Source organism: Butyrivibrio sp. AE3006 (assembly GCF_000424165.1).
Lineage (GTDB): Bacteria > Bacillota > Clostridia > Lachnospirales > Lachnospiraceae > Butyrivibrio.
Window position 1 is genome coordinate 169,628 of the sequence record NZ_KE384145.1, and the last position, 20,091, is coordinate 189,718.

15 protein-coding genes are annotated in these 20,091 nt (G+C 41.9%); all 15 read right to left on the reverse strand.

The window, feature by feature from the left end; genetic code table 11:
* Nucleotides 1–12 precede the first annotated feature (12 nt).
* The 15 genes from G603_RS0117715 to pseI all read right to left on the reverse strand — a co-directional run bounded on the left by G603_RS0117715 (nt 13) and on the right by pseI (nt 20,040).
* On the reverse strand, nt 13–2,682 hold the full coding sequence (locus tag G603_RS0117715) for an O-antigen ligase family protein (RefSeq protein WP_026671038.1): 2,670 nt from the start codon (nt 2,680–2,682) through the stop codon (nt 13–15).
* Entirely contained in the window at nt 2,679–4,343 is a 1,665-nt protein-coding gene (locus G603_RS0117720; protein ID WP_026523391.1) for a DUF6020 family protein, read from the reverse strand. Before G603_RS0117720 ends, G603_RS0117715 begins: the two co-directional genes overlap by 4 nt.
* On the reverse strand, nt 4,327–5,271 hold the full coding sequence (locus tag G603_RS0117725; protein WP_026523390.1) for a glycosyltransferase family 2 protein: 945 nt from the start codon (nt 5,269–5,271) through the stop codon (nt 4,327–4,329). Before G603_RS0117725 ends, G603_RS0117720 begins: the two co-directional genes overlap by 17 nt.
* 4 nt (nt 5,272–5,275) lie before the next feature.
* Complete coding sequence (locus G603_RS20980) at nt 5,276–5,803, reverse strand: GNAT family N-acetyltransferase (protein ID WP_051197460.1); 528 nt, start codon at nt 5,801–5,803, stop codon at nt 5,276–5,278.
* A gap of 51 nt (nt 5,804–5,854) precedes the next feature.
* Nucleotides 5,855–7,624, reverse strand: a complete 1,770-nt coding sequence (locus G603_RS0117735; RefSeq protein ID WP_026523389.1) for a hypothetical protein — start codon at nt 7,622–7,624, stop codon at nt 5,855–5,857.
* A 47-nt stretch (nt 7,625–7,671) separates the two neighbouring features.
* The gene (gene rffA, locus G603_RS0117740; protein ID WP_026523388.1) at nt 7,672–8,808 is read right to left on the reverse strand and encodes a dTDP-4-amino-4,6-dideoxygalactose transaminase; all 1,137 of its coding nucleotides are present in this window, start codon (nt 8,806–8,808) and stop codon (nt 7,672–7,674) included.
* 3 nt (nt 8,809–8,811) lie between these two features.
* Entirely contained in the window at nt 8,812–9,291 is a 480-nt protein-coding gene (locus G603_RS0117745; protein WP_026523387.1) for a GtrA family protein, read from the reverse strand.
* 45 nt (nt 9,292–9,336) lie between these two features.
* Entirely contained in the window at nt 9,337–11,148 is a 1,812-nt protein-coding gene (locus G603_RS0117750) for a hypothetical protein (RefSeq protein WP_155832712.1), read from the reverse strand.
* Nucleotides 11,120–12,871 carry an ABC transporter ATP-binding protein gene (locus tag G603_RS0117755; RefSeq protein ID WP_026523385.1) on the reverse strand — a complete coding sequence of 584 codons (1,752 nt, stop codon included), beginning with the start codon at nt 12,869–12,871 and terminating at the stop codon, nt 11,120–11,122. Before G603_RS0117755 ends, G603_RS0117750 begins: the two co-directional genes overlap by 29 nt.
* An 11-nt stretch (nt 12,872–12,882) precedes the next feature.
* Nucleotides 12,883–14,025, reverse strand: coding sequence for a glycosyltransferase family 52 (locus G603_RS0117760; RefSeq protein ID WP_026671039.1), 1,143 nt, complete (start codon nt 14,023–14,025; stop codon nt 12,883–12,885).
* Nucleotides 14,026–14,201: 176 nt separating this feature from the next.
* Nucleotides 14,202–15,245 carry a glycosyltransferase family 2 protein gene (locus G603_RS0117765; protein ID WP_026523383.1) on the reverse strand — a complete coding sequence of 348 codons (1,044 nt, stop codon included), beginning with the start codon at nt 15,243–15,245 and terminating at the stop codon, nt 14,202–14,204.
* Between the two features lie 30 nt (nt 15,246–15,275).
* Entirely contained in the window at nt 15,276–16,478 is a 1,203-nt protein-coding gene (locus G603_RS0117770) for a hypothetical protein (protein ID WP_026523382.1), read from the reverse strand.
* A gap of 104 nt (nt 16,479–16,582) precedes the next feature.
* Complete coding sequence (locus tag G603_RS0117775; protein WP_035793903.1) at nt 16,583–17,818, reverse strand: ATP-grasp domain-containing protein; 1,236 nt, start codon at nt 17,816–17,818, stop codon at nt 16,583–16,585.
* A gap of 19 nt (nt 17,819–17,837) precedes the next feature.
* Nucleotides 17,838–19,010, reverse strand: coding sequence for a PseG/SpsG family protein (locus tag G603_RS0117780; RefSeq protein WP_026523380.1), 1,173 nt, complete (start codon nt 19,008–19,010; stop codon nt 17,838–17,840).
* Nucleotides 19,003–20,040 (reverse strand): pseudaminic acid synthase, encoded by a 1,038-nt coding sequence (gene pseI, locus G603_RS20985; protein WP_026523379.1) that lies wholly within the window; start codon nt 20,038–20,040, stop codon nt 19,003–19,005. Before pseI ends, G603_RS0117780 begins: the two co-directional genes overlap by 8 nt.
* Nucleotides 20,041–20,091 lie beyond the last annotated feature (51 nt).

A 20,091-nucleotide genomic window follows, 5' to 3' on the forward strand; every position in this document is an offset into this window, starting at 1 on the left:
AATACCACAATTTTATTTTTTCTGCTCTTTCATGCAAAGAGGCATAAGTGACAGCATAAGAGCAATAGTCATTGGATTGCTGAGCTGGAATACCCATTCGGATATTGAAGCTACCGCAAAACATACTGTCATGGCACCGGGAAGAAGGGCTCCCGGAATTTCTCCCTTATATCTCCTGTAATACAACCATCCTGAGACAATGGAAATGAGGACAAGCCCTGCAAAAAGTATTCCCGTAATTATTCCATTATCATACATAACCTGAAGATAAGTATTATGGGCATGAACAGCTATTTCACCGGAAGGAAGCTCAGCTCCCATTTCCTCATGTCCCCACAGATTCATCTGCTGCAGGTATGATTTGAAAATAGTGATTCTTCCGTTTGAGAACTCTTCTATACCATCTGAAAGATTCTGCTCCTGTGGAGCTTCCTCTGTTACTTCTACAGTCTCTACTGTTTCTTCCTCTTCCTGCGGCTGATCGAGCCCAAGCTCGTAGCCCGCTGTATCAAGAAGATACTGTTTGTCATCTTCAGAAGTAAGCGCTGATTCAAGAAGATCTTTGATTTCAACCTTACAGAATTCAGCCTGAACCTCTGTAAGCTTTACACCGTTCTGGCCATAGATTGGTCTTCCCTTTTCGTCGTAATTGTACTTATCCTCCGGATAGTTGTAATTAATGAGGTCTGCGCCAAGTATCTTTTCACAAAACAGATCAGCGAATCTCTCAACATTCATAAAAAGTGTGCTGCCCGGATTGCCACCACCGTTTAATCCGGGATTCGAACCCTCAATAATAAAGGTCTTGGGATGAGCCGAAATCGCAGGGAGTATTCTCTGCATGGTAAATGCCGCAGGGAAACACAGGATAACAGCAAAGGCCATGGTTACAACCTGCCTTAGGAAATACATAAGCTTTCCCTTTTTATTATCCGCGGTAGTTACTATACAAACAAACAGAAACATCACGATACATGCAAGGTATGAGGTTCTTGAAATAGTAAATATCATGTATGCGCTTACAAAGCCAAACAGAATGAATTCCTTCCAAAGATATCTGAATCTGTCACCGAACCGCTTTATATCCCTGGTATCATAAATCTTGTATGCCAAAAGCACCATAGACACGCATTCCATAGCAGTCATATACTCTGCTGTTACCGTAACAGTGTGGAAAACAAAAGGAAATCTTCCGGTATTAAACGCAGGGAACATTCTGTAAGCCCAGCAGTATAGCATGGATACCACAAAATTCAGAAGGAGACCTCCCATAACAAGCTCGGGATATCCTTTTCTGCTCTCTTTATCTGCATGACAAAATCTTCCATAACAGAACATCAAAAGAAGCACAAAGGCTGCCAGTACTACGCCCCACCACCTGGTGTTTCTGAAAAGTGCCATGGCTGCAAAAAGCAAAACAGTGATGAAAGCCATAACCGTCAAAGAAGTCTTTGTTCCTTTCTTTGAACCTCTATCCTTAACCATGCGAACAATTTCAATAAGGATATTCAAAAGTAAGAATCCAAAGAGAATTACGATTACAACACCGTAAGTCGTTGCTGCGTTGTGAAGGTCATATTCCTTCTCGGTGTCTGCCATCAGATGAGTATTTCTGTAAACAGCTCCTGCAACAACAGCAACCGCGCAGTAGATAAGATTGTATATCTTAAGCACCTTTTCTCTTGGAATAAACAGACACAGGAAAATAAGAAGGCAAATAATCTCCTTGCGCTCTGCTATACTTTGGAAAATAGTATAAAAAGCATTCATATACTCACAGCAGAACCACACCGCTGCTGCGATCGTACTCATTTTTATGAAGTTTAAAGCATTGTGCCAAAGCTTTACATCAAGAGTCGCATCGTTTTCATGGTTGATAGCATACAGCATGAAAAAGCCGCAGATTAAAACTCCGACCTCATAAAACACAATGTCTATCATTCTCTCATCAAATATCTTAAGCGGAAATATCATCACCATAAGAATAGCTGTGATAGCAACCGCTATGGGATTACCCACAAATCTGATAACTCTGTGAACCGTAACAAGCTTATTTCTCTTGCCGCCATATACCACTGATACCAGGAGACATAAAATAGCTGCAACAACTATGGTTGCAAGTATTATAAGTAGTGACGCCTTTTTAGTAATCGGCTGCTCATAATTATAAACTGCTGTAAGACTTACTCCGCCTACTTCAGTGTCATGATATGCAAAAGAAAGCACATAAGGAAATCTTGCGGGATCGTAGGTGCTATATCCCACTTTGTATGAAGAAAAGCATCCATTTAAAAGAATGGTATAGGTCTCCCCAACCTCAAGATCCAGTTCCAAAGGGATAGTAACATATCCCGGAATAGTCTTATCCCCAAGATAAACATATCGTTCGTAAAGCACTTCCATGGTAGGCTTGTATACTACCACAGACATATACTGACCTCTTTCAAGCTCATTTACAAATACATCTATTGATTCAATCCTGTCGTACTGTGCAATAAATTTCTGCACCACATCATGATAATCATTTACCCTGTCTGAAACTGAAGTAACCTCAGCATCACTATGCTCACTGATGGTCCTCTGCCAGATTCTAAAAGGAAACACAGATAGCACTGTAAGCAAAGCAAAAAGTATAATAACAGCTCTTGCAGCCGTCTGTTTTGTCACAACCGTTCTTCTCATAATTCCTCCACCTGCAATGCTCCAATCTGAAACAAAACAGGAATAATATACCACAAATATACAACGTATCTAACCAGATATGTAGGTCCAAGAAGCACTGTAAGCCACACCAGCATAATAAGCAGATATGGGTAGAGCAGGTTCTTTTTCCTGTGCTGGGCAGTCAAAAACAAATAAAGACATCCAAAGAAGTATGCAGCAGGTGAAAATAAAAGTGATATCACAGGTATATTCTGCTGAAACTTCTCAATTGAAAGCTTCCTGTAAAACTCATCAATAATGGGAATAAATGACGTTCTCTCCCCCGGAAGTTCAACCTCATATCCAAAATATGAGCTGTCTTTGTAAGTAAAAGTAAAAACCGTATTCCCCTGATATACGTTTATTACAGCCCCCGGATACCAATATCCGTAAGACGTCAAAAACCATGCATTAACATAGCACATGGGATGCTTAATAAAAAGTCTGCCCCAAAGCTTCCAAAAGCCTAATCTGTCACTCTCATACAAAGAATTATCAAAATACATCTTCAATATATCAGATATTCTGGGCGTGTAGTGTGACAGACCTTCTTCGCTTATATAACTGACAATCGCATCCTTATCTTCCTGTGAAAGCTCATCGCCCTCATATACATAAGTCCTTGCCAGCTGCTGAATTGGCACCGTAAGCATCTCCTGATGCTCACCGCTCTCTGCCTTAAGCGCAGCCCCCATCACAGTATTTATAGCAAGATACAGAATAATCGGAAGGATCAAAAAGAACCTTCTTCCATTCTTAACTGTGTTCTTTCTATGCTTCTCCCTGCCTGCTATCAGCACAAACACTGCAAATACAAGGTAGGCATACATGCCGTTATGCCTAAAGAGCATCATAAGAAGAGCACTTACTACTATCTGTCTCTGCTTGCATTTCCTTTTATCATTACCTGTAAGCTCTTCCCACTCCAGAATCAGAATAACCGTAAGCACCAGAAATGCCGAAAAAAGGCCGTCCTTACTGGAGCACAAAGTGTACATAACAACTGTAGGAAAAACACCAAAAAACAGTGCTGTAGCAGTTCTTAGCTTTCTGCCTGCGCCATGCCTTTTCATGAAGCTGATAATATAGGTAAAAATCCATGTCATTATAAGCATCTGAAGGACGGTATAGACAAATATTCCCACATTGTAGCTGCCTGTCAGCTTGTGAAAAAATGCAACGCTGCCTCCAAGCATAAGCACATGCAATAGCGGATGATGCGTATTAAAGCTCCTTGTCAGAACCTCAGTAACCTCTGTCTGGGCATCATATACAAAGAAGCCCGGGTAAACGCCAAGAAGCACAATGAAGCTGAATAAGGCGATGGCAAACCATACCGCAAGAAAACAGCCTCTGTCGTATCCCTTGTATTTACTCATTTCCTTCTTATGAACCACATGTATCTGTTCTTCGCTGTGACTTAGTCTGGCATCTCTTTTGTCAAGGCGACTCCAGCTAAACTGAACCAAAAGAGCAAACAAAACCGCAAGCGCTGCAAATATTCCGGCGCTCTTTATATCCGTAAGAACGATATGATCATAGTGTTCAAGCTGATATCCCCAGGTTATTGAAAGGGACAGCAATACGCCAAATAAGACCGGCAATTGCCAGGTCTTATTTCTATTACTTTGATTCCTCATGTGTAACCTCGTCGCGAATCACGTACTGCGGATTATTATTCTGAGAAATATATATTCTTCCAATGTATTCGCCCACCAGTCCGAGCATTATCATTATCATTCCGCTCATAAATGTCATCATAGACATCAGAGCACTGAATCCGACAATCGGAAGGTCAGGATACAAAAGCTTCTTGATTATGGTATATATTCCGTATAAAAAGCCAAAGCATGCGATCAGGCCGCCCATCATAGTCCCAATTCTAAGGGGCTTGATGCTAAATGCCGTAAATCCGTTAATCCACAGAGCCAAAAGCTTGGAAAAAGTATATCCGCTGCTGCCTACAGTCCTCGCTCTGTGAGTCACATCCACATTCACGATATTTCTGGTAGTTCTAAGAACAAGACCTATAACATAAGGATACGAGCTCTTATACTTCACCATCTCATCAACAACAAATCTTCTGGCTGCAAAATAGCTGGATACAAACAGATCCTTGGGCTTACCAAGCATCACATGAGCCATCCATTCATTCATGGCTGTGCCAAAATTTCTGAAAAGATTGTGCTGCTTATGTCCATATCTGGCATAAACCACATCAGCTCCCATCTCTATCTGATATAAGAGCTTACCGACTTCATCGGCAGGCGTTTGTCCATCATCATCAAGGCAGACAATAATATCCCCCTTAGCCTCATTAAAACCGGCCATAAGAGCTGCGTGCTGACCAAAATTCTTCGCCAGATTATAGCCGCGAATCTCATCATGCTCCTTTACAAGCTCACATATTTTCTGCCAGGTATTATCCGGAGAACAGTCATTCACAAGAATGATCTCGTAGCTGTAAAGCACAAGCATGTCCATTGCGCCTTCAATCTCGTTTATAACATCTTCAATTGTCTTCTCCGAGCGATAGCACGGAATAATAAAACTTACTAATTTATGCATAGAATTATTCTACCATATCTGCCAATTTCTTTTCCATCAGAATCATGTCCCTGACTTCGCCATCAGAGCACTCTACACCGGGGAGGTCCTCTGTCTTAACAAACCCGGCATGCTCATAGCTCTTTCTTGCAGGCTCATTATCCGTGAAAACTCTGAGGATAAGTCTCTTTAACCCAATTTCCCTTGCAGCATATTCACACATAAGGGTGGCTGCTTCGTTGCCATAGCCCTTTCCAAGCGCATCGTCTTCGCCTATAAAAATGCCGTACTCAGCTTCCTTAAGGTCCATATCCACATCGCGAAGATAGACACTTCCGACAGGTCTTCCGGTCTCCTTCTCACATATAATCAGCTGAATAACTTCTCCTGTCTCAACCTTATTCTTCATCCAGCTGTTATGACCTTCTTCGGTAAAGACTTCCCTGTAGATAAAATTGTTCCTTACCCTCTCATTATTTCGCCACTTAACTATAAAGGGCGTATCATCATATGTGATTTTTCGTAAGAATACCTTGCTTCCTTCTTTTACCATATTCCAAATCCCAAGCGTCCCAACCAAAAATATGTTGGACTCCAATTTTCATTATCCATTCACCATGTAAATAACAAACTCACCTGCAATTTCATCAACCGCTTTCAAAGAAACACTGATACCTTTTGCTTCGTAATAGCCGGTAAACCACTGCATATCAGTATCTTTATCAGCAGCAATAAAGCTATTAGGTGCAAGCACAGCATCCTGCATGTTTTCAGAAAGTCCGTGAGCTGCCAGCTTCTTTTTTTCAATAGGACTCTTGCTGGCCCAGCCGCCCATCAAAATACTGTTAGAGCCTTTATTCCCATGGGTATCAAACATCTTCTGAGAATAGGTATAACCGTTATCCTCGTAAGCTACAGAGGAATACACATCCACAAAGTAGAAATTCTCTGAGTGCTCCTCAAAATAACTCTCAAGGATCTCATATACTTCGTTATACTCTCGCCTGCCCGTACATTCCCTGCCGGTAACTCCTGCCTGAAAAGGTATGTAAATAAGCATAACAACCGCCAAAATGGCAGCAAGAATATTTAACGGCTTTTTATAAAACGGCTTGCTTTCTGATTCCTCAGTACCATCGCCTGCATGAATACCTGCTATAACAGTTACCAGCACAATGATCTCCAGCATATAAAGAGAGTGGGTAATCCTTATGGGATCTCTTCCTCTGACAAGGATATAAAGCCATAAGCTGCTCCTTCCAAGGAAAAGAACTGCCGCCTTGCCAAGTAAAATAACGCCATCCCTTACCCCTGACTTTTTCATGGCCATGCATCCCATTATTATCACGTACAGATAGAGCAAAAACGTGACAATGTTCCAGGGTGAATCCGTCATGGGATACTCAAAGCTCTTTGGAAGCGATACGCTTCTTAACCTGTAGAAATACTTTGGAAGAGCCGTCTTAAGCCTTGATAATATACTCTCCTCATGCTTGATGGATGCAGCATACTCAGCAATTTTCTTCATGGTATCTGCGTTTATCTCATCATCAAGTCCGAAATTGTAATTTATTAAAAGCTCATACTCAGTCTTATCAAGACCAATCGAATCGTAGAACTCTTTGTTTTCATCATAATCAGGCACCTGATAAAAATCGTAAACCTCAGTCCTGCTGTCAAAAAATGAATTAAACTCCCTCCAGCCCGCTGAGCTGTAGCCTGCAAAATGCAAGCCTTCCGACACAAGGAGCCCTGCTACTATCATTAAAAAGCAGGTAAGTGCCTTCTTAAACGCGCCGCTTTCCCTGAAATTATCAATGAATCGAAAAAACAAAACCAGCATAACCATAGGCAGCATCAGAAGCGTCATCTCTGATCTTGTAAGAAATGCCACAACAATAAATGCCATCGCCATCTTATCCCTGCCTTCGGCAATCAGAACCGCCGCAGCACCGCACATCATGGCAACGGCGAAGGTATACTGGACTATAACAAAATGCCCCAGCATCAAGGATGAGCAGATAAGAAGAACAAAGGCTGCTGCCTTAAGAGTCTTCTTTGTTTTACCTGCTACAAAATCTATGATCAGCGAAAGGCTCAGATACTGACATACCAAAAGGTATAATCCATACCAGTCCGCTGCCCGAATTATCCTGTAGAAAATACTTATAATAAGACTGACAGGATAAAGCATCTGAATATTATGTCCTTCAGGCTTTCCTGTATAAACACCTGACAGAATATCTTTCATGAGGACATCGTCGTTAAGATCATAGAAATAACCGTACAAAAGTCCCACAGCTACCGCAAATGCAGTAACCATGAGACCTGTGCTTATATAATTACGTTTTCTGTTTTCACTAAAATTATTCATACTATCAGTCTTTTCTCCGATTTCCCCATTATCTTCAAAACGACTTATCAAACTGCCTTGTAGAATTCCTTAACTCTCTGAATTACTTCACCTTGATCTTCCTGAGTAAGCTTGTAATACATAGGAAGACGAAGGAGCCTTAGACTCTCTTTTGTGGTGTACTTATCTTCACCATGGAATCTTGAAAACTTAAGTCCCGCAGTAGATGTATGAAGCGGTACATAATGTGAAGCCGGCAGGATATCATTGCTCTTTAAATAATCTATGAGATGACCTCTCTCCTCGCCATCTTTGCACTTGATATAAAACATATGCGCATTGTGTACGCACTCCTTGGGTACATAAGGAAGCTCTATAAGTCCTGCCTCTTCAAGAGGTTTAAATTCTTCTATATATCTGTTGTAATGTGCAATTCTGTCATTGTTTATCTCATCAGCCATTTGAAGCTGAGCATACAGATAAGCTGCGTTCATATCACTGGGAAGATATGATGATCCGGGCATAAGCCAGGTGTACTTATCAACCTTACCAAGCTGATAAAGAGTTCTGTTGGTACCCTTCTCTCTGATGATGATCGCATCATTGACAAAATCCTCATCACGAAGAAGGAGGGCTCCTCCTTCACCCATACTGTAATTCTTGGTCTCATGGAAGCTGTAATTACCAAAATCGCCGATGGCACCAAGTGCTTTGCCCTTGTAGGTAGCCATAACGCCCTGAGCAGCATCCTCAATCACAAAAAGATTATGTCTCTTTGCAATATCAAGAATGGTATCCATCTCACAGCCAACACCTGCATAATGCACGGGAACGATTGCCCTTGTCTTAGGTGTAATAGCATCCTCGATAAGCTTCTCATCAATATTCATGGTATCCGGTCGGATATCGACAAATACTACGGTTGCGCCACGAAGCACGAATGCATTGGCAGTGGACACAAAGGTATATGAAGGCATGATAACTTCATCACCTTCCTTGATACCTGCAAGAATAGCAGCCATCTCAGTGGCATGAGTACATGAAGTTGTAAGAAGGCACTTGCTTACGCCTGTTTTCTCTTCAAACCACTCATTATCCTTCTTTGTATAAATGCCGTCACCGCAAATCTTCTGGTTCTCTACGCATTCCCTTATGTATTCCATTTCCTTCCCTGTATAGGGAGGTACATTAAAATTTATACGCATAGGTTAATCCTCTTTTTTCTTAAATACTATCAGCTTACTGATAAAATAGTTAAGAACTATAACAACAAAAGTCGCTGCCAGCTTTACAGGCATCTTGGCAAATCCCAACAATGTTATGAAGATAAATATCAACAGATCCTCTACTACAAGTGTAAATAACCTTCCTGCAGTGAAAGATCCTGCCTGCTTTAAGAAATCTTTTTTCGTATCAACTTTACCGTCAAACACCCAGGTCCTGTTAGTAAAGAACTGAAATGCCACACATATAACCCAGTCAATGGTGTTGTTTAGCACCTCGTTCATGTGCATCACACTATCCATAAACCAAAAAAGAAAAATACTTAAAAAGAATGCCAGTCCTCCAAAGAATAAATACAATAATCCTTCTTTATACTTTTTATATAAAGGTTCAAATATATTCAGAACCGGCAGTGACATGATCTTGTCAAAGATATCCTTCTTTGGTGTTTCATTTAATTCCATAATTCCTCTTTTCTTCCTTCCGTCTCTGAAAAACTGTGCCTTTAATCATTCAGAAACTGCATAAACAATAAATCGACCGTTATCAAAGACATTATTATACTTAAAACTATGAAGGAAGTCCAATAAAAGGTCACACTTTTCTTCTGCCAGCACTTCACCCTCGAGATCGGGGTTCACGATAACAACAGGAAGCTCATCAACATCTGCGCCTCCATAGGCTTCAAGTGCCTCTTCGAATTTTGCGACAGTATTGGAATCAAGGTCGGGCCATGTACTGAAAATAGCAGGTTCCATTCTAAATAAATATGAAAGTCCGGGAGCTTTGCCAAACTGCAAAAGCTTCTTATTCTGAAGGCCGTTATCACACAAAAACTCATAGAGATCAGAAAGAGTCTGTGCATTGGTCTGTGTCGTATGCATGCCTGCTGCCCTAGGAATATCCTGTGAACCCACAAGAGCACTTCTCTTTTCACCATCTGTTCCATCCACAAAGCTATGGCAGATATGGAAAAGACCTCCCTGAATACACAATACGGTAAGTAGTGTTACAAACACGGCTTTCCATGTAAAATTAAGTTCACTTACACCTGCTGCCTGCCTTACACGTCTGAACATCCACAGAATTACAGGCGCCACAATGAAAAGATTGTTGAGAACAGGATAGGTATAATTGTTACTTCCAAGAGGAGTAATCAATATGATAAGTATCGAAGCAAGGCAAAATGATCTTTCAGAAGCCTGACCATGAAGGAGCGGAGTAACACCAAGTACCAGGAAAACAAGACCGGCAATAAGGAACATCATTGCAGGCTCAAACATACTGTCATAGTAGAAATAGCTTCTGGTAATGATTCCGCTCTTAAAGAAATATCTTACAAGCACGAGAAGCCCAGCCACATACAGTAATCTCTTAATCCAGTAATACTGTCCCGGCTTAAGCAAAAGAAGAATAGCAGCAGCCATCATGAACGGCATAATTATAAGCATGTGTCTTAAGCTGTTAAGCCATGCGGAGAGAATTGATGTTACCATTCCCGCACTGGAATAATCACTGGCACCTTTGGACATTGCAAACAATGATCCAATCATCTGCGGATATGCACTAAATCCGTAAACTATGCAGATGATAATAAACGGAACCAAGAATCCAATACAAAATCCCAGAACGCAAAGTCCGAGCTTTTTCAAGATTACTTCCTTCTCTCTCTTATGAAGTATCTCGTAATACAAAAGGGTCAAAATCAAAATGACTTCAACAATATTGGGAAATCTCACCATGACATTGAGACCAAAGAATACTCCTGCAAGGACAAACTTATATGCCTTTTTCTCGTAATCGGTCATTGCACGAAGAAGTGTAAGAATCCCCAGTGTAAAGAACATGTATGTCATGTAATTATATAGAATAACTCTGGGACACCAGCAAAGGCTTATTGCTATCATCTCGCCAAGGAATGACATCCATCCGGGAATCCATCTCTGCAGCATATAGTAAGATGCAAGAGCAGTTATGCAGATGAAAATCGTGCAATAGATATTCATTCCAAGCATTCCGTCTCCACCAGGAAGAATCGTAAAGAGCTTTCCTATAAGATTCGGAATAAATGTAGCCAGAAACCACATGGGATCTATGGTACCGGAATATACATAATTACCAAGGCTGTAGGTGGTATCAGTCACATCTACGCCCTGGGCAACTCCTATAAAAGGATAGAAAAATATGATCAGTGGAAACAGCCACTTCTCCATGGGTTCCTGATATTTTTTAAGTCTGAAAATCTCGTTTCTAACAGCTGTCAGTGTCAGCATTCTGTTTCCCCCAAGTCTGTTATCTTTCTTGTGTAACCTTCTGACCATTTACTCTGTATACCATATCGCACTTCTCAATGGTCTGAAGTCTGTGTGCGATTATTACAAGTGTCTTCTTGCCATGGAGTCTGTTAATGGATTCCATGATGGCAGCCTCGGTCTCGTTATCAAGAGCACTGGTTGCCTCGTCGAGAACCAGTACCTCAGGATCCTCAAAAAGCGCCCTTGCAATACCGATACGCTGTCTTTGTCCGCCGGAAAGTCTTATACCTCTTTCTCCGATTGTAGTATCAAGTCCATCCGGAAGTCCCTTTACATATTCATCAAGCTGAGCTTCCTTAAGAGCAGCCCAAACCTTGTTATCATCAATATCCTCATCCGGAATTCCAAAGGCCACATTTTTCCTGATAGTGGAATCAAGCATAAAAATAGTCTGAGGAATATAACCGATATTCTTAAGCCACTGAGGATAATGCTCTCTTATCTCAACGCCGTCAGCAAGAATCTCACCTGTCTCGATTTTCAAAAGGCCAAGCATAATATCAACTATGGTGGTCTTACCTGCTCCTGACGTACCTACGATACCTATAGCCTTACCTACAGGTATCTCCATATCCGCATTCTTAAGAACATAGGTCTCTGAATTTGGATAGTGATAGGTGATGTTTTTAAGCTCTATAGTCTTATGAACAGGAAGCTTTTCTACTTCCTTCATTTCCCTGTAATCTTCTGCATTGTATGAAACAGAGCCATCGTTTATCTCCTGCTGGAGATTATCACTTACATTCATAAAAAAGGGCTCAAAATATGCGATTGAAGTAAGATAATTGTTAATTCTGTTGGCACTTGGAATAAGCCTTGTGGCAGCGGCACCCATGACACCTACAAGAGCCACCATATCCTTCAAAGCTTCGCCCCTTGTGATTACAAAGAGCATATATCCAACCATTCCCGCAACACTTATGGTCTCAATAAGGAGTCTTGGAGTTGAATTGTAGAGATTATATTTTTGTACCGCATGAACATAACCGGCACCGCAATCCGCATAACCGTTTATGAAATAGTTTTCCTTGTTGGCGATCTTAATTTCCTTGATACCCATTACAGACTCCTCAATCCATTTGAAAAGTCCGCTGTAATAATCCTGGTTATCCTGACCTGCCTTAACCATGATGGGCTTAATAATAAACTTTATTATCAAAAGCACCGTCACCAGCAAAACTGCGATAGACAGTGTCATCTTGGCATCAATATAAAGAAGCATGATAACAAGACATGCAAAAACAATCATCTCTGAAGTGAGCTGAAGGCAGCTCAAAATGAGACCGTACATATTGTTTACATCAGAGGTTATGTTTCTCTGAATAACAGAAGTGTCAGCATTTAAATAATACTCATAAGGTCTTTGCATGAAGTTGATCATCATGCGTCTTGATGTGGCAAACTGATTGGTATAAACGAACCTGAGCTGAACCACATTTATAAAAAACAGAACAATGTTCTTTACAATGAAAACCACTATCAGGGCCACAAAGATAATTATTGCAAATTGCGTGATGCTGGTGCAGCCAAGTATGTTATAAACTGCTGAAAGCTTCTCATTCTCCGATACCTTATCGGGATCTATTACTGTTGTCATTGCAGGAAGCAGCATGGCAATTCCGAGAGTCTCAAGAAGGCCTCCCAAAAGCATCATTAATACAATAAGCACCATCTGCTTTTTCTGGCGCTTATCCAAAAGCACCATCATCTTTTGATAAATCTTTTTCATGTTTCTCCCATTTAATCATCTATTATCTGTTCATTTAAACGGTGAATCTCAGGTGCTTCATACTTATCCATGAAATCATCACCAAGGAACAGCTTTTCGTCCACAAACTTTATTGAATCAACAACTGTATATACAGATACTAGTCTATCAAATTTGAGCCCTTCGATAAAGTTGAGCATCTCCATGGGGAATGTGCCCGCAAGCAGGATCACATCCGGGAACTTTTCTTTGTAATCAAGATAATCCCTTGGATGCTGTTTGATCATAACAACAGCGTCCTTACCGTTAACCTTGCCGTACTCATTCACCAGGTCTCTAAAGAGTCTTTCCCTGGTCTCAAGATCGCATAAAGGCTCAGATAAAATAAGCACCCTTGGCTTATCCTTACCCTCTTCAAGCTGGGAAGTAAGCTCATCCATATTTTCCACAAAAAGCTTAAGCATCAGCTCCTTATCGGACCTAGTCAGCTCCTCAACAAGGGGCTCTCTTGGAACCTCAATATACTTGGGACATGGATAATCCAATATGGATATATCATTTACTTCCATGTCTATGCAGTATTTTCCCCAGCCGTTCTGTATAAAAATAAGTCCCGTGGAAGCAAGCCAGGCCTTAAACCTGAAATGTCCGTTATTGTCATATCTAGCCTGATCGCCGTATTTAATACAGTTAAGACCATCCTCAAGGGCATGGTATTTTATCTTCTTGTAATTCAGATAATAGCCTATTGGATCCGAATCACAGAACACATAAATATCCTTATATTTCTTGAAATTAACAGGCACATATTTCTCCTGAAGCTGTGCAAAGCGCTTACAGAACTTAATCCTGTTGATCATGTTCTTGGCAAGGCTTCCCGTATTGGTGCGAAGAGGCTTAAGCTCAGGGAAAAAGGTATCAACCTTCTCATCATACTCTATTACCTCTTCAAAAAGTCCGCACTCCCTTGCTCTTTCTACCATTGAGCCGAACTTGTTACTCATTTTGGAGAGCACAAGGGTGGCACGGCCTGCCATATCACTGCCAATTCCAGCCTTTTCCTTTGCAAAAAAGCCGTCCTCGCTTCTCATTACCTCATGTAAAATATGAAATTCCTTAAGGCATGCCACATACACATGATAAAAGGTGTGGCACACATAAATTCTCTCGTACAAATTAACTCCTTATACCCTCATCCGGCGCTCCGCGCCACCTTCCCCCAGAGGGGGAAGGCTCTTTTTTATCTTCCCCCTTTGAGGGAAGGCTCTTTTTGTCTTCCCCCTTTGAGGGAAGGCTCTTTTTGTCTTCCCTCAAAGGGGGAAGATGTCAGCGAAGCTGACAGATGAGGGTTCTATTTTCTTAAGCCTCTATACATCCACAAAAGCCTGTAATATACATAGAATAGCAAATGTGACTTCATCTGCATTGAAATAAGCTTTTTCTCCTCAGGATGAATTCGCTCCTTATAATAAGGATTCTCCTGAAAGTCTGGGAAAGCATCCTTCATTTCCTTAGCCATTTTCTTTGTGAAATTGTAGCAACCCTCGATATGCTGCTCTTTTGGCATTGCTGAAAACAGCGTATTTACATAGAAAAGCACAGTATACATGAATTCTATTTCAGGCTTGTAGGTTTCAAGATAGCCATTCTCCTTAGCTTCCGCAAGGATCTGCCGCCCTGCAGTCATTCTGTCCTCGAGATTTTTCTTTGAAACAGTATGTACCGTGGAAGCGTTATGCTGATAATAAAAATACAGCGGCTCCTCTATGTACTCAAAGTGCTTAACCCTAAGCATCCATGTGTTACTTACTGCATTGTCTTCATAGAATATATCTTCAGGAAAAATCTTCCTGCTTTCACAGGGCTCATTTCCAAAAACAATATTTCTCTTATAGATTTTTACAACGAGACTTCCGGTATCAAGAAGAAGCTTTCTGTATTTCTCCTGGTCCATTACTCCTGTCTGATCTGCGTTGTTATTATGAACTATCTGTCCCGGCTCAAAGGTGTAGTGATCAACAAGACTATAATCACAGCCAACCATATCTGCACCGGTTTCATCTGCCTTCCCAAGAAGTCTCTCATAGTAATCGGGGACAACCCAGTCATCGGCATCTATAAATCCGATCCACTCACCCTTGGCAATCTGAAGCCCCATATTCTTGGCGCCGCCCTGATGGTGATTCTGGGGAGAATGAAGAGCCTTGAATCTATTAGGATAACTCTTTTCATATTCCTGCATTATGGCAAAGGAATTGTCCGTGGAGCAATCATCCACCGCAATTATCTCTATGTCTCCATTAGGCATTGTCTGCTGCACAAGCGAATCGAGACAGTGCTTTAATTTATCATCACCTGCCATATTGTAGACAGGTACTATCACGCTAAGTCGCATTAGTCTTATCTTCCGTAATCTCTATAGTTATCAGAGCCTGCTCAGCTCTTCATCAAAAACTCCTGCTGCCTGTTCCATATCGAAACGGTTATAGCGATGATCGATCCAGAACGCCAGCATATTATTGGAGAATTCTGCTGAAACCTCACATACCTTTGCGGCTTCATCAGATATAGGCCAAAGTACAGGCGCATATATTCCGCGAACTGCAAGTCTTCTCTCAAAACCGTCTCTTGTGATATTCTTGCCTTCTTCAGTAATTGCGCTTCGTCTCATAAAATCTATATCTAGAACAATAGGCAACATGAAGGGTGTATATGCATAATCTATACCGTACTCGGAAAGCTCAGTTTCTGTGAGGAGTCTGAAGGCTTTGCCGCAAAGAGGCAGGCTTTCAAGTCTCTTATAGAGATTTCTGTAATTCACATTTCTCCTTGCTTCCAATGTTCCGGCATCAATATCACTCAAAATATCTGCACTCATGTCAGAGATGTGATAAGGATCAAGGCCGTCACTTAAGGTATCCTCTGCATCAGAAAGAAGCTTTCTGTAGTGATCCTTAAGCTCATTATCTCCGTTTTCAAGATACTCTGTCTTTTCCTTTAAAGCCTCATATCTCATGGCAGAAAAATCTGTTTCTCCTGTAAGTGCACCCATTATGAATTCTTTTTTGCTGACAGCAAAGGCTCCGTCGGGAACACCAAGCCACTTTCTTATGCTGCCCACCTGGTAATCCGGAACATACTCATCTTTTCCATAAAAAGCATTATCCAGATATTTTTCGGGATTAAAAAGAATATGTGTCACATCCTCAATCAAAATCGCATCAGGATATTTATCCCTTAACGCTTCAATGGAGCCTCTTACTTCTGCAATTCCATAGAAATTCATAAGAAGCACTACAGGCGATTTTACATCACCGATGGCATCAATTAAGCTGTCTGTATGAACGGTCAGATTGTCATTAAGCCTGTAATATACCACCTTAAATCCGCGGACCTCAAAGGGTCTTACCATGGAGTCGCAGGAAAGTGCAGGCATAAACACTGTCTTCTTATCATCAGACAGATCATCAGCAATAATATCATCCGCAACAAAACCTATGGCATCTCTGCCGCATCTCAAAAACTCTATATATTTACCGCTCTTTTCAGCCTTGTCTGTAAAAAAGCTGATAAGATTCTTTCTGTCGTAATGCTCGGTTAAATTAAACTCACTTCCGATTTCATACATATCAATAATTCCTCCAGACAGATTAATTACATGATATACGAATTGCTTCGTGTCCCATGGCCTAGCAAGCATGTACGCATTTTTGCCTTTTGACACCTATATCATTATACATATTCAATACGAATGCGGGCAAGGGCGCTCTCTGCGTTCCTGGCTGCTTCGTCAGCATCCTTGCCGGTTGCGATAACATGTCCAAGTCTGTCACCGCTGTTTTTCAGACGCTCAGCTTTATCACCCGGGGCTTTGTACATAACAATTTCTTCTACGCCCGGCATTTTAAGCGCATCCTCCACACCCTCGATGGATTTGATGGTACGTACTTCATCATCTGAATCCTCTGCAAAAATGAATCTGATGGCGCTTCCGTTTTCCTTAGTTCTCTGCCACTTTACTTCTTCTCCAAGAGTAGATGCTATGCAGCAATCTATCATATCAACTCCCGTTGAAAGAGGCACAAGTCTTGAAGTTATATAATCTCCGCCAAGGCGTGCAGCTATCTCAACAAGCTTAGCTCCGGAAGGAGTAACCTTTATCTCAGTATGTGTAGGTCCGTCCTTTACACCAAGTGCCTTTATGGCCATAAGTGCAACTCTTCTGATGTCCTTCTGCTGTTCATCACTGAGTCTTGAAGGCTCTGTGTGCCCGGTTTCAACAAAGAAAGGAACCTCTGTAACCATCTTATCCGTAATGGTGATGATATGTGTCTCCCCTCCTACTGTAAAGGACTCCACGCTGACCTCGGGACCTGTCATGAACTCTTCAAGAAGGACTTCGCCGTTTCTTGAGTATTCATGGGTATATTCATATATTTCTTTGAGGGATTCCCTTACACTTTCATCACCTGCAAGCTGTCTGATGCGTCCCTTATTAACAAGAACAACGCCTCTGCTTGCTGCGTTATCAGCAGGCTTACTTATGAAAACATCCGGAAAATTCTCTGCCTTTTCAAAGAACTCCTCAAGAGAATCTGCCACATAAAAAGCAGGAATCGGTACTCCGCTTTCCTTCATTCGTTTTCTCATAGCAGCCTTATCTGTGGCGCAGATTGCATCCTCATAAGCTATATCACTTCTTTTTCCAAGCTGCTCATTTACCCATGCCACAGTTCTCACAGGCATGTCACTGGTGGAAGTGATGATATAGTCAGGCTCATACTTTTTGGCTGCTTCAAGAACAGCCTCTTTATCGATGGTGCTGATACACAAAAACTCATCCGCATCCTTAATTCCAACAGCCTCCGGATCGTAATCAAGAGCATATACATACAGCCCTTTTTCCTTAGCCTTTCTTATGGCAGGCACCTGCAATGCACTGGCACCTAAGATAAATATTTTTTTCATAATGTCTCCTTAAATGAGGTCAAAGTTCGATTAGCGCTTCTGCTATTCTGTCAGCGCCCTGTCCGTCTATAACCGCCTTAAGTCTCTCTCCAATCTCTGCTCTCTGATCTATGCCCATCTCGGAATATTTCCTCAGGGTAGTCAGGATATTCATGATGACAAGATTCTCATCATTTCTGAAGTCGCCGGCATAGGGAATCAGCTTTTTCTTTGAAAAATAAAGTGCATCCGGCTCCATGTTCTCCGCAAATACATAGCTCACAGAGGGAACACCCACAGCACAAAGCTCATATAATGTGGTTCCCGCAGGAGTTATGGCAACGTCGCAGCAGCCCATAATATCTGCCACATTGTCGACGTTCTGATGCAGGATCACATATCCGTCTTCGATATATCTTTGAACCTTATCTGACACTCTGTAGTATCTGCCAGCCAGAACATGAATCTTTTTCTTATCCTTATCTCTAAAGCCAAGCTCCGGCTCAGACAAAATCGCGGCGATCAAAACCTCCGACAATCCCCTTGAATCTGCGCCTCCTGTTGTAAGGAAAATATTGCTAAGACCTTCATCAAAGCCGTAAGCTCTGTGGGCTCCGGCGGAAGCCTCCTCATTTTCTCCTGCAACAAGATCGATATTCATAAGAAGCTCACCATCTGTTCCGTAGCGCTCTTCTTTTTGTTCCTCAGTCATTCCTGCCGCAAATGCCCTTCGCTTCCAGAACTGTTCACGAAGAGGAATGTATTTGGTTCCAAGAAGAAGCATCGGCATATCATCCGCATACTTTTCCTCATATCCAAGCTCCGGAGCTCCCGGGCTGTAATTGACGATAGCCTTAACGGGATATGTCTCCTTTAGCATATCGTCCATGTACATGATTCTGATGCCGCCATTTCGCAGCATCTCAAAATAAGGCACTGTAACCTGATAGCTGTCCACCAGAAGAGTTTTTATCTCCTCTTCCCTAAGGAGTGCCAAAAGAGCAGGTACTTCCCTCTCCATTCGTCTCCAGTTTGAACCAAGTACCACAACCTCATAGTCATCCCCGATATAAGGCAGAATATTGTCATCTGCGGACACAAAAACGACAGCGCACCCCATCTGCTTCAAACTCGCTGCTATGGTTCTGCAGCGCATGATGTGCCCTGTCGCCACTATTTCATTTGCATCTACACGAATCGCAATCTTATTCAAATTGGCTCCAATCCAGCGGCGTTCCGCGTGTTAGCTTAGTCTTAACTTTTTTGCCAAGCACCTCTTCATAGTACTTAGGCTTAATTCCCTGAATATTGTAGGAGCGGATACTTCTCACATTCTTATCAGTGAGTTCCTCGCCCTCTTCCACATCCTCAACTATAAAAAGTGATCTGCGGTTGGTATATTCACCTGCCTCAGCCTCGGTAGGACCATAGAAAACCTTACCAAGTGCAAGCTCAGCATCGTGAACACCCTTTATCATATCTGCAAACTCAGCAGGCTCCATTGAAAAAGCAGAGTCAGCTGAAGGAATATCCCTGCTAAGGCAGAAATGCTTCTCAATAACTACTGCCCCAAGAGCTACTGCCGCAATAGCAGCCGTACTTCCCATGGAATGATCGGAAAGACCTACCGGCACTCCGAATTTCTCACGCATATCTGTGATGGTCCTGAGGTTTAAATCCTCTGAAACTGTGGGATAAACGCTGCAGCACTTAAGCAGTATTATCTGATCGTTCCCCTGTGATCTAATGGCTTCAACAGCCTCTCTTATCTCTTCCTCACTGCCCATACCACAGGACATGATGATAGGCTTACCTGTAGCTGCAATATACTTAATAAGCGGAATGTCCACAAGCTCGAAGGATGCGATCTTGTAAAACTCCTCGCCGATATTCTCAAGATAATCAACAGACGTCTTATCAAAAGGTGTAGAGAGGAAATCAATTCCAAGCTCTTCGCATTTTTTCTTAATGGGCTCCATCCACTCCCAGGGAGTATAGGCCTCCTTGTACAGATCATGGAGATTGTAACCGTCCCACAATCCGCCGTGAATCTTAAAAGCCTCTGCATCACAATCTATTGTAATGGTATCAGCGGTATAGGTCTGTGTCTTAAGACAGTCAGCCCCTGCCTTGGCAGCCGCCTCAACTATAGCAAGCGCATTCTCAAGAGATCCGCCGTGATTGGCACTCATCTCTGCTATCATGTATGCTCTGTGATTATCTAAACATTCTTGTAATCTCATATTTCCTCATCCGTCTGCTTAGCAGACATCTTCTCCTGAGGGAGAAGGCTT

Excerpts from the sequence above, each read along its gene's own strand:
- G603_RS0117755 (WP_026523385.1), bottom strand. The coding sequence starts at position 12,871 with ATGAAAAAGATTTATCAAAAGATGATGGTGCTTTTGGATAAGCGCCAG.
- G603_RS0117715 (WP_026671038.1), bottom strand. The coding sequence starts at position 2,682 with ATGAGAAGAACGGTTGTGACAAAACAGACGGCTGCAAGAGCTGTTATT.
- G603_RS0117765 (WP_026523383.1), bottom strand. The coding sequence starts at position 15,245 with ATGCGACTTAGCGTGATAGTACCTGTCTACAATATGGCAGGTGATGAT.
- G603_RS0117750 (WP_155832712.1), bottom strand. The coding sequence starts at position 11,148 with ATGGTCAGAAGGTTACACAAGAAAGATAACAGACTTGGGGGAAACAGA.
- G603_RS0117725 (WP_026523390.1), bottom strand. The coding sequence starts at position 5,271 with ATGCATAAATTAGTAAGTTTTATTATTCCGTGCTATCGCTCGGAGAAG.
- G603_RS0117720 (WP_026523391.1), bottom strand. The coding sequence starts at position 4,343 with ATGAGGAATCAAAGTAATAGAAATAAGACCTGGCAATTGCCGGTCTTA.
- G603_RS0117775 (WP_035793903.1), bottom strand. The coding sequence starts at position 17,818 with ATGAAAAAAATATTTATCTTAGGTGCCAGTGCATTGCAGGTGCCTGCC.
- G603_RS20980 (WP_051197460.1), bottom strand. The coding sequence starts at position 5,803 with ATGGTAAAAGAAGGAAGCAAGGTATTCTTACGAAAAATCACATATGAT.
- G603_RS0117735 (WP_026523389.1), bottom strand. The coding sequence starts at position 7,624 with ATGAATAATTTTAGTGAAAACAGAAAACGTAATTATATAAGCACAGGT.
- G603_RS0117770 (WP_026523382.1), bottom strand. The coding sequence starts at position 16,478 with ATGTATGAAATCGGAAGTGAGTTTAATTTAACCGAGCATTACGACAGA.
- rffA (WP_026523388.1), bottom strand. The coding sequence starts at position 8,808 with ATGCGTATAAATTTTAATGTACCTCCCTATACAGGGAAGGAAATGGAA.
- pseI (WP_026523379.1), bottom strand. The coding sequence starts at position 20,040 with ATGAGATTACAAGAATGTTTAGATAATCACAGAGCATACATGATAGCA.
- G603_RS0117745 (WP_026523387.1), bottom strand. The coding sequence starts at position 9,291 with ATGGAATTAAATGAAACACCAAAGAAGGATATCTTTGACAAGATCATG.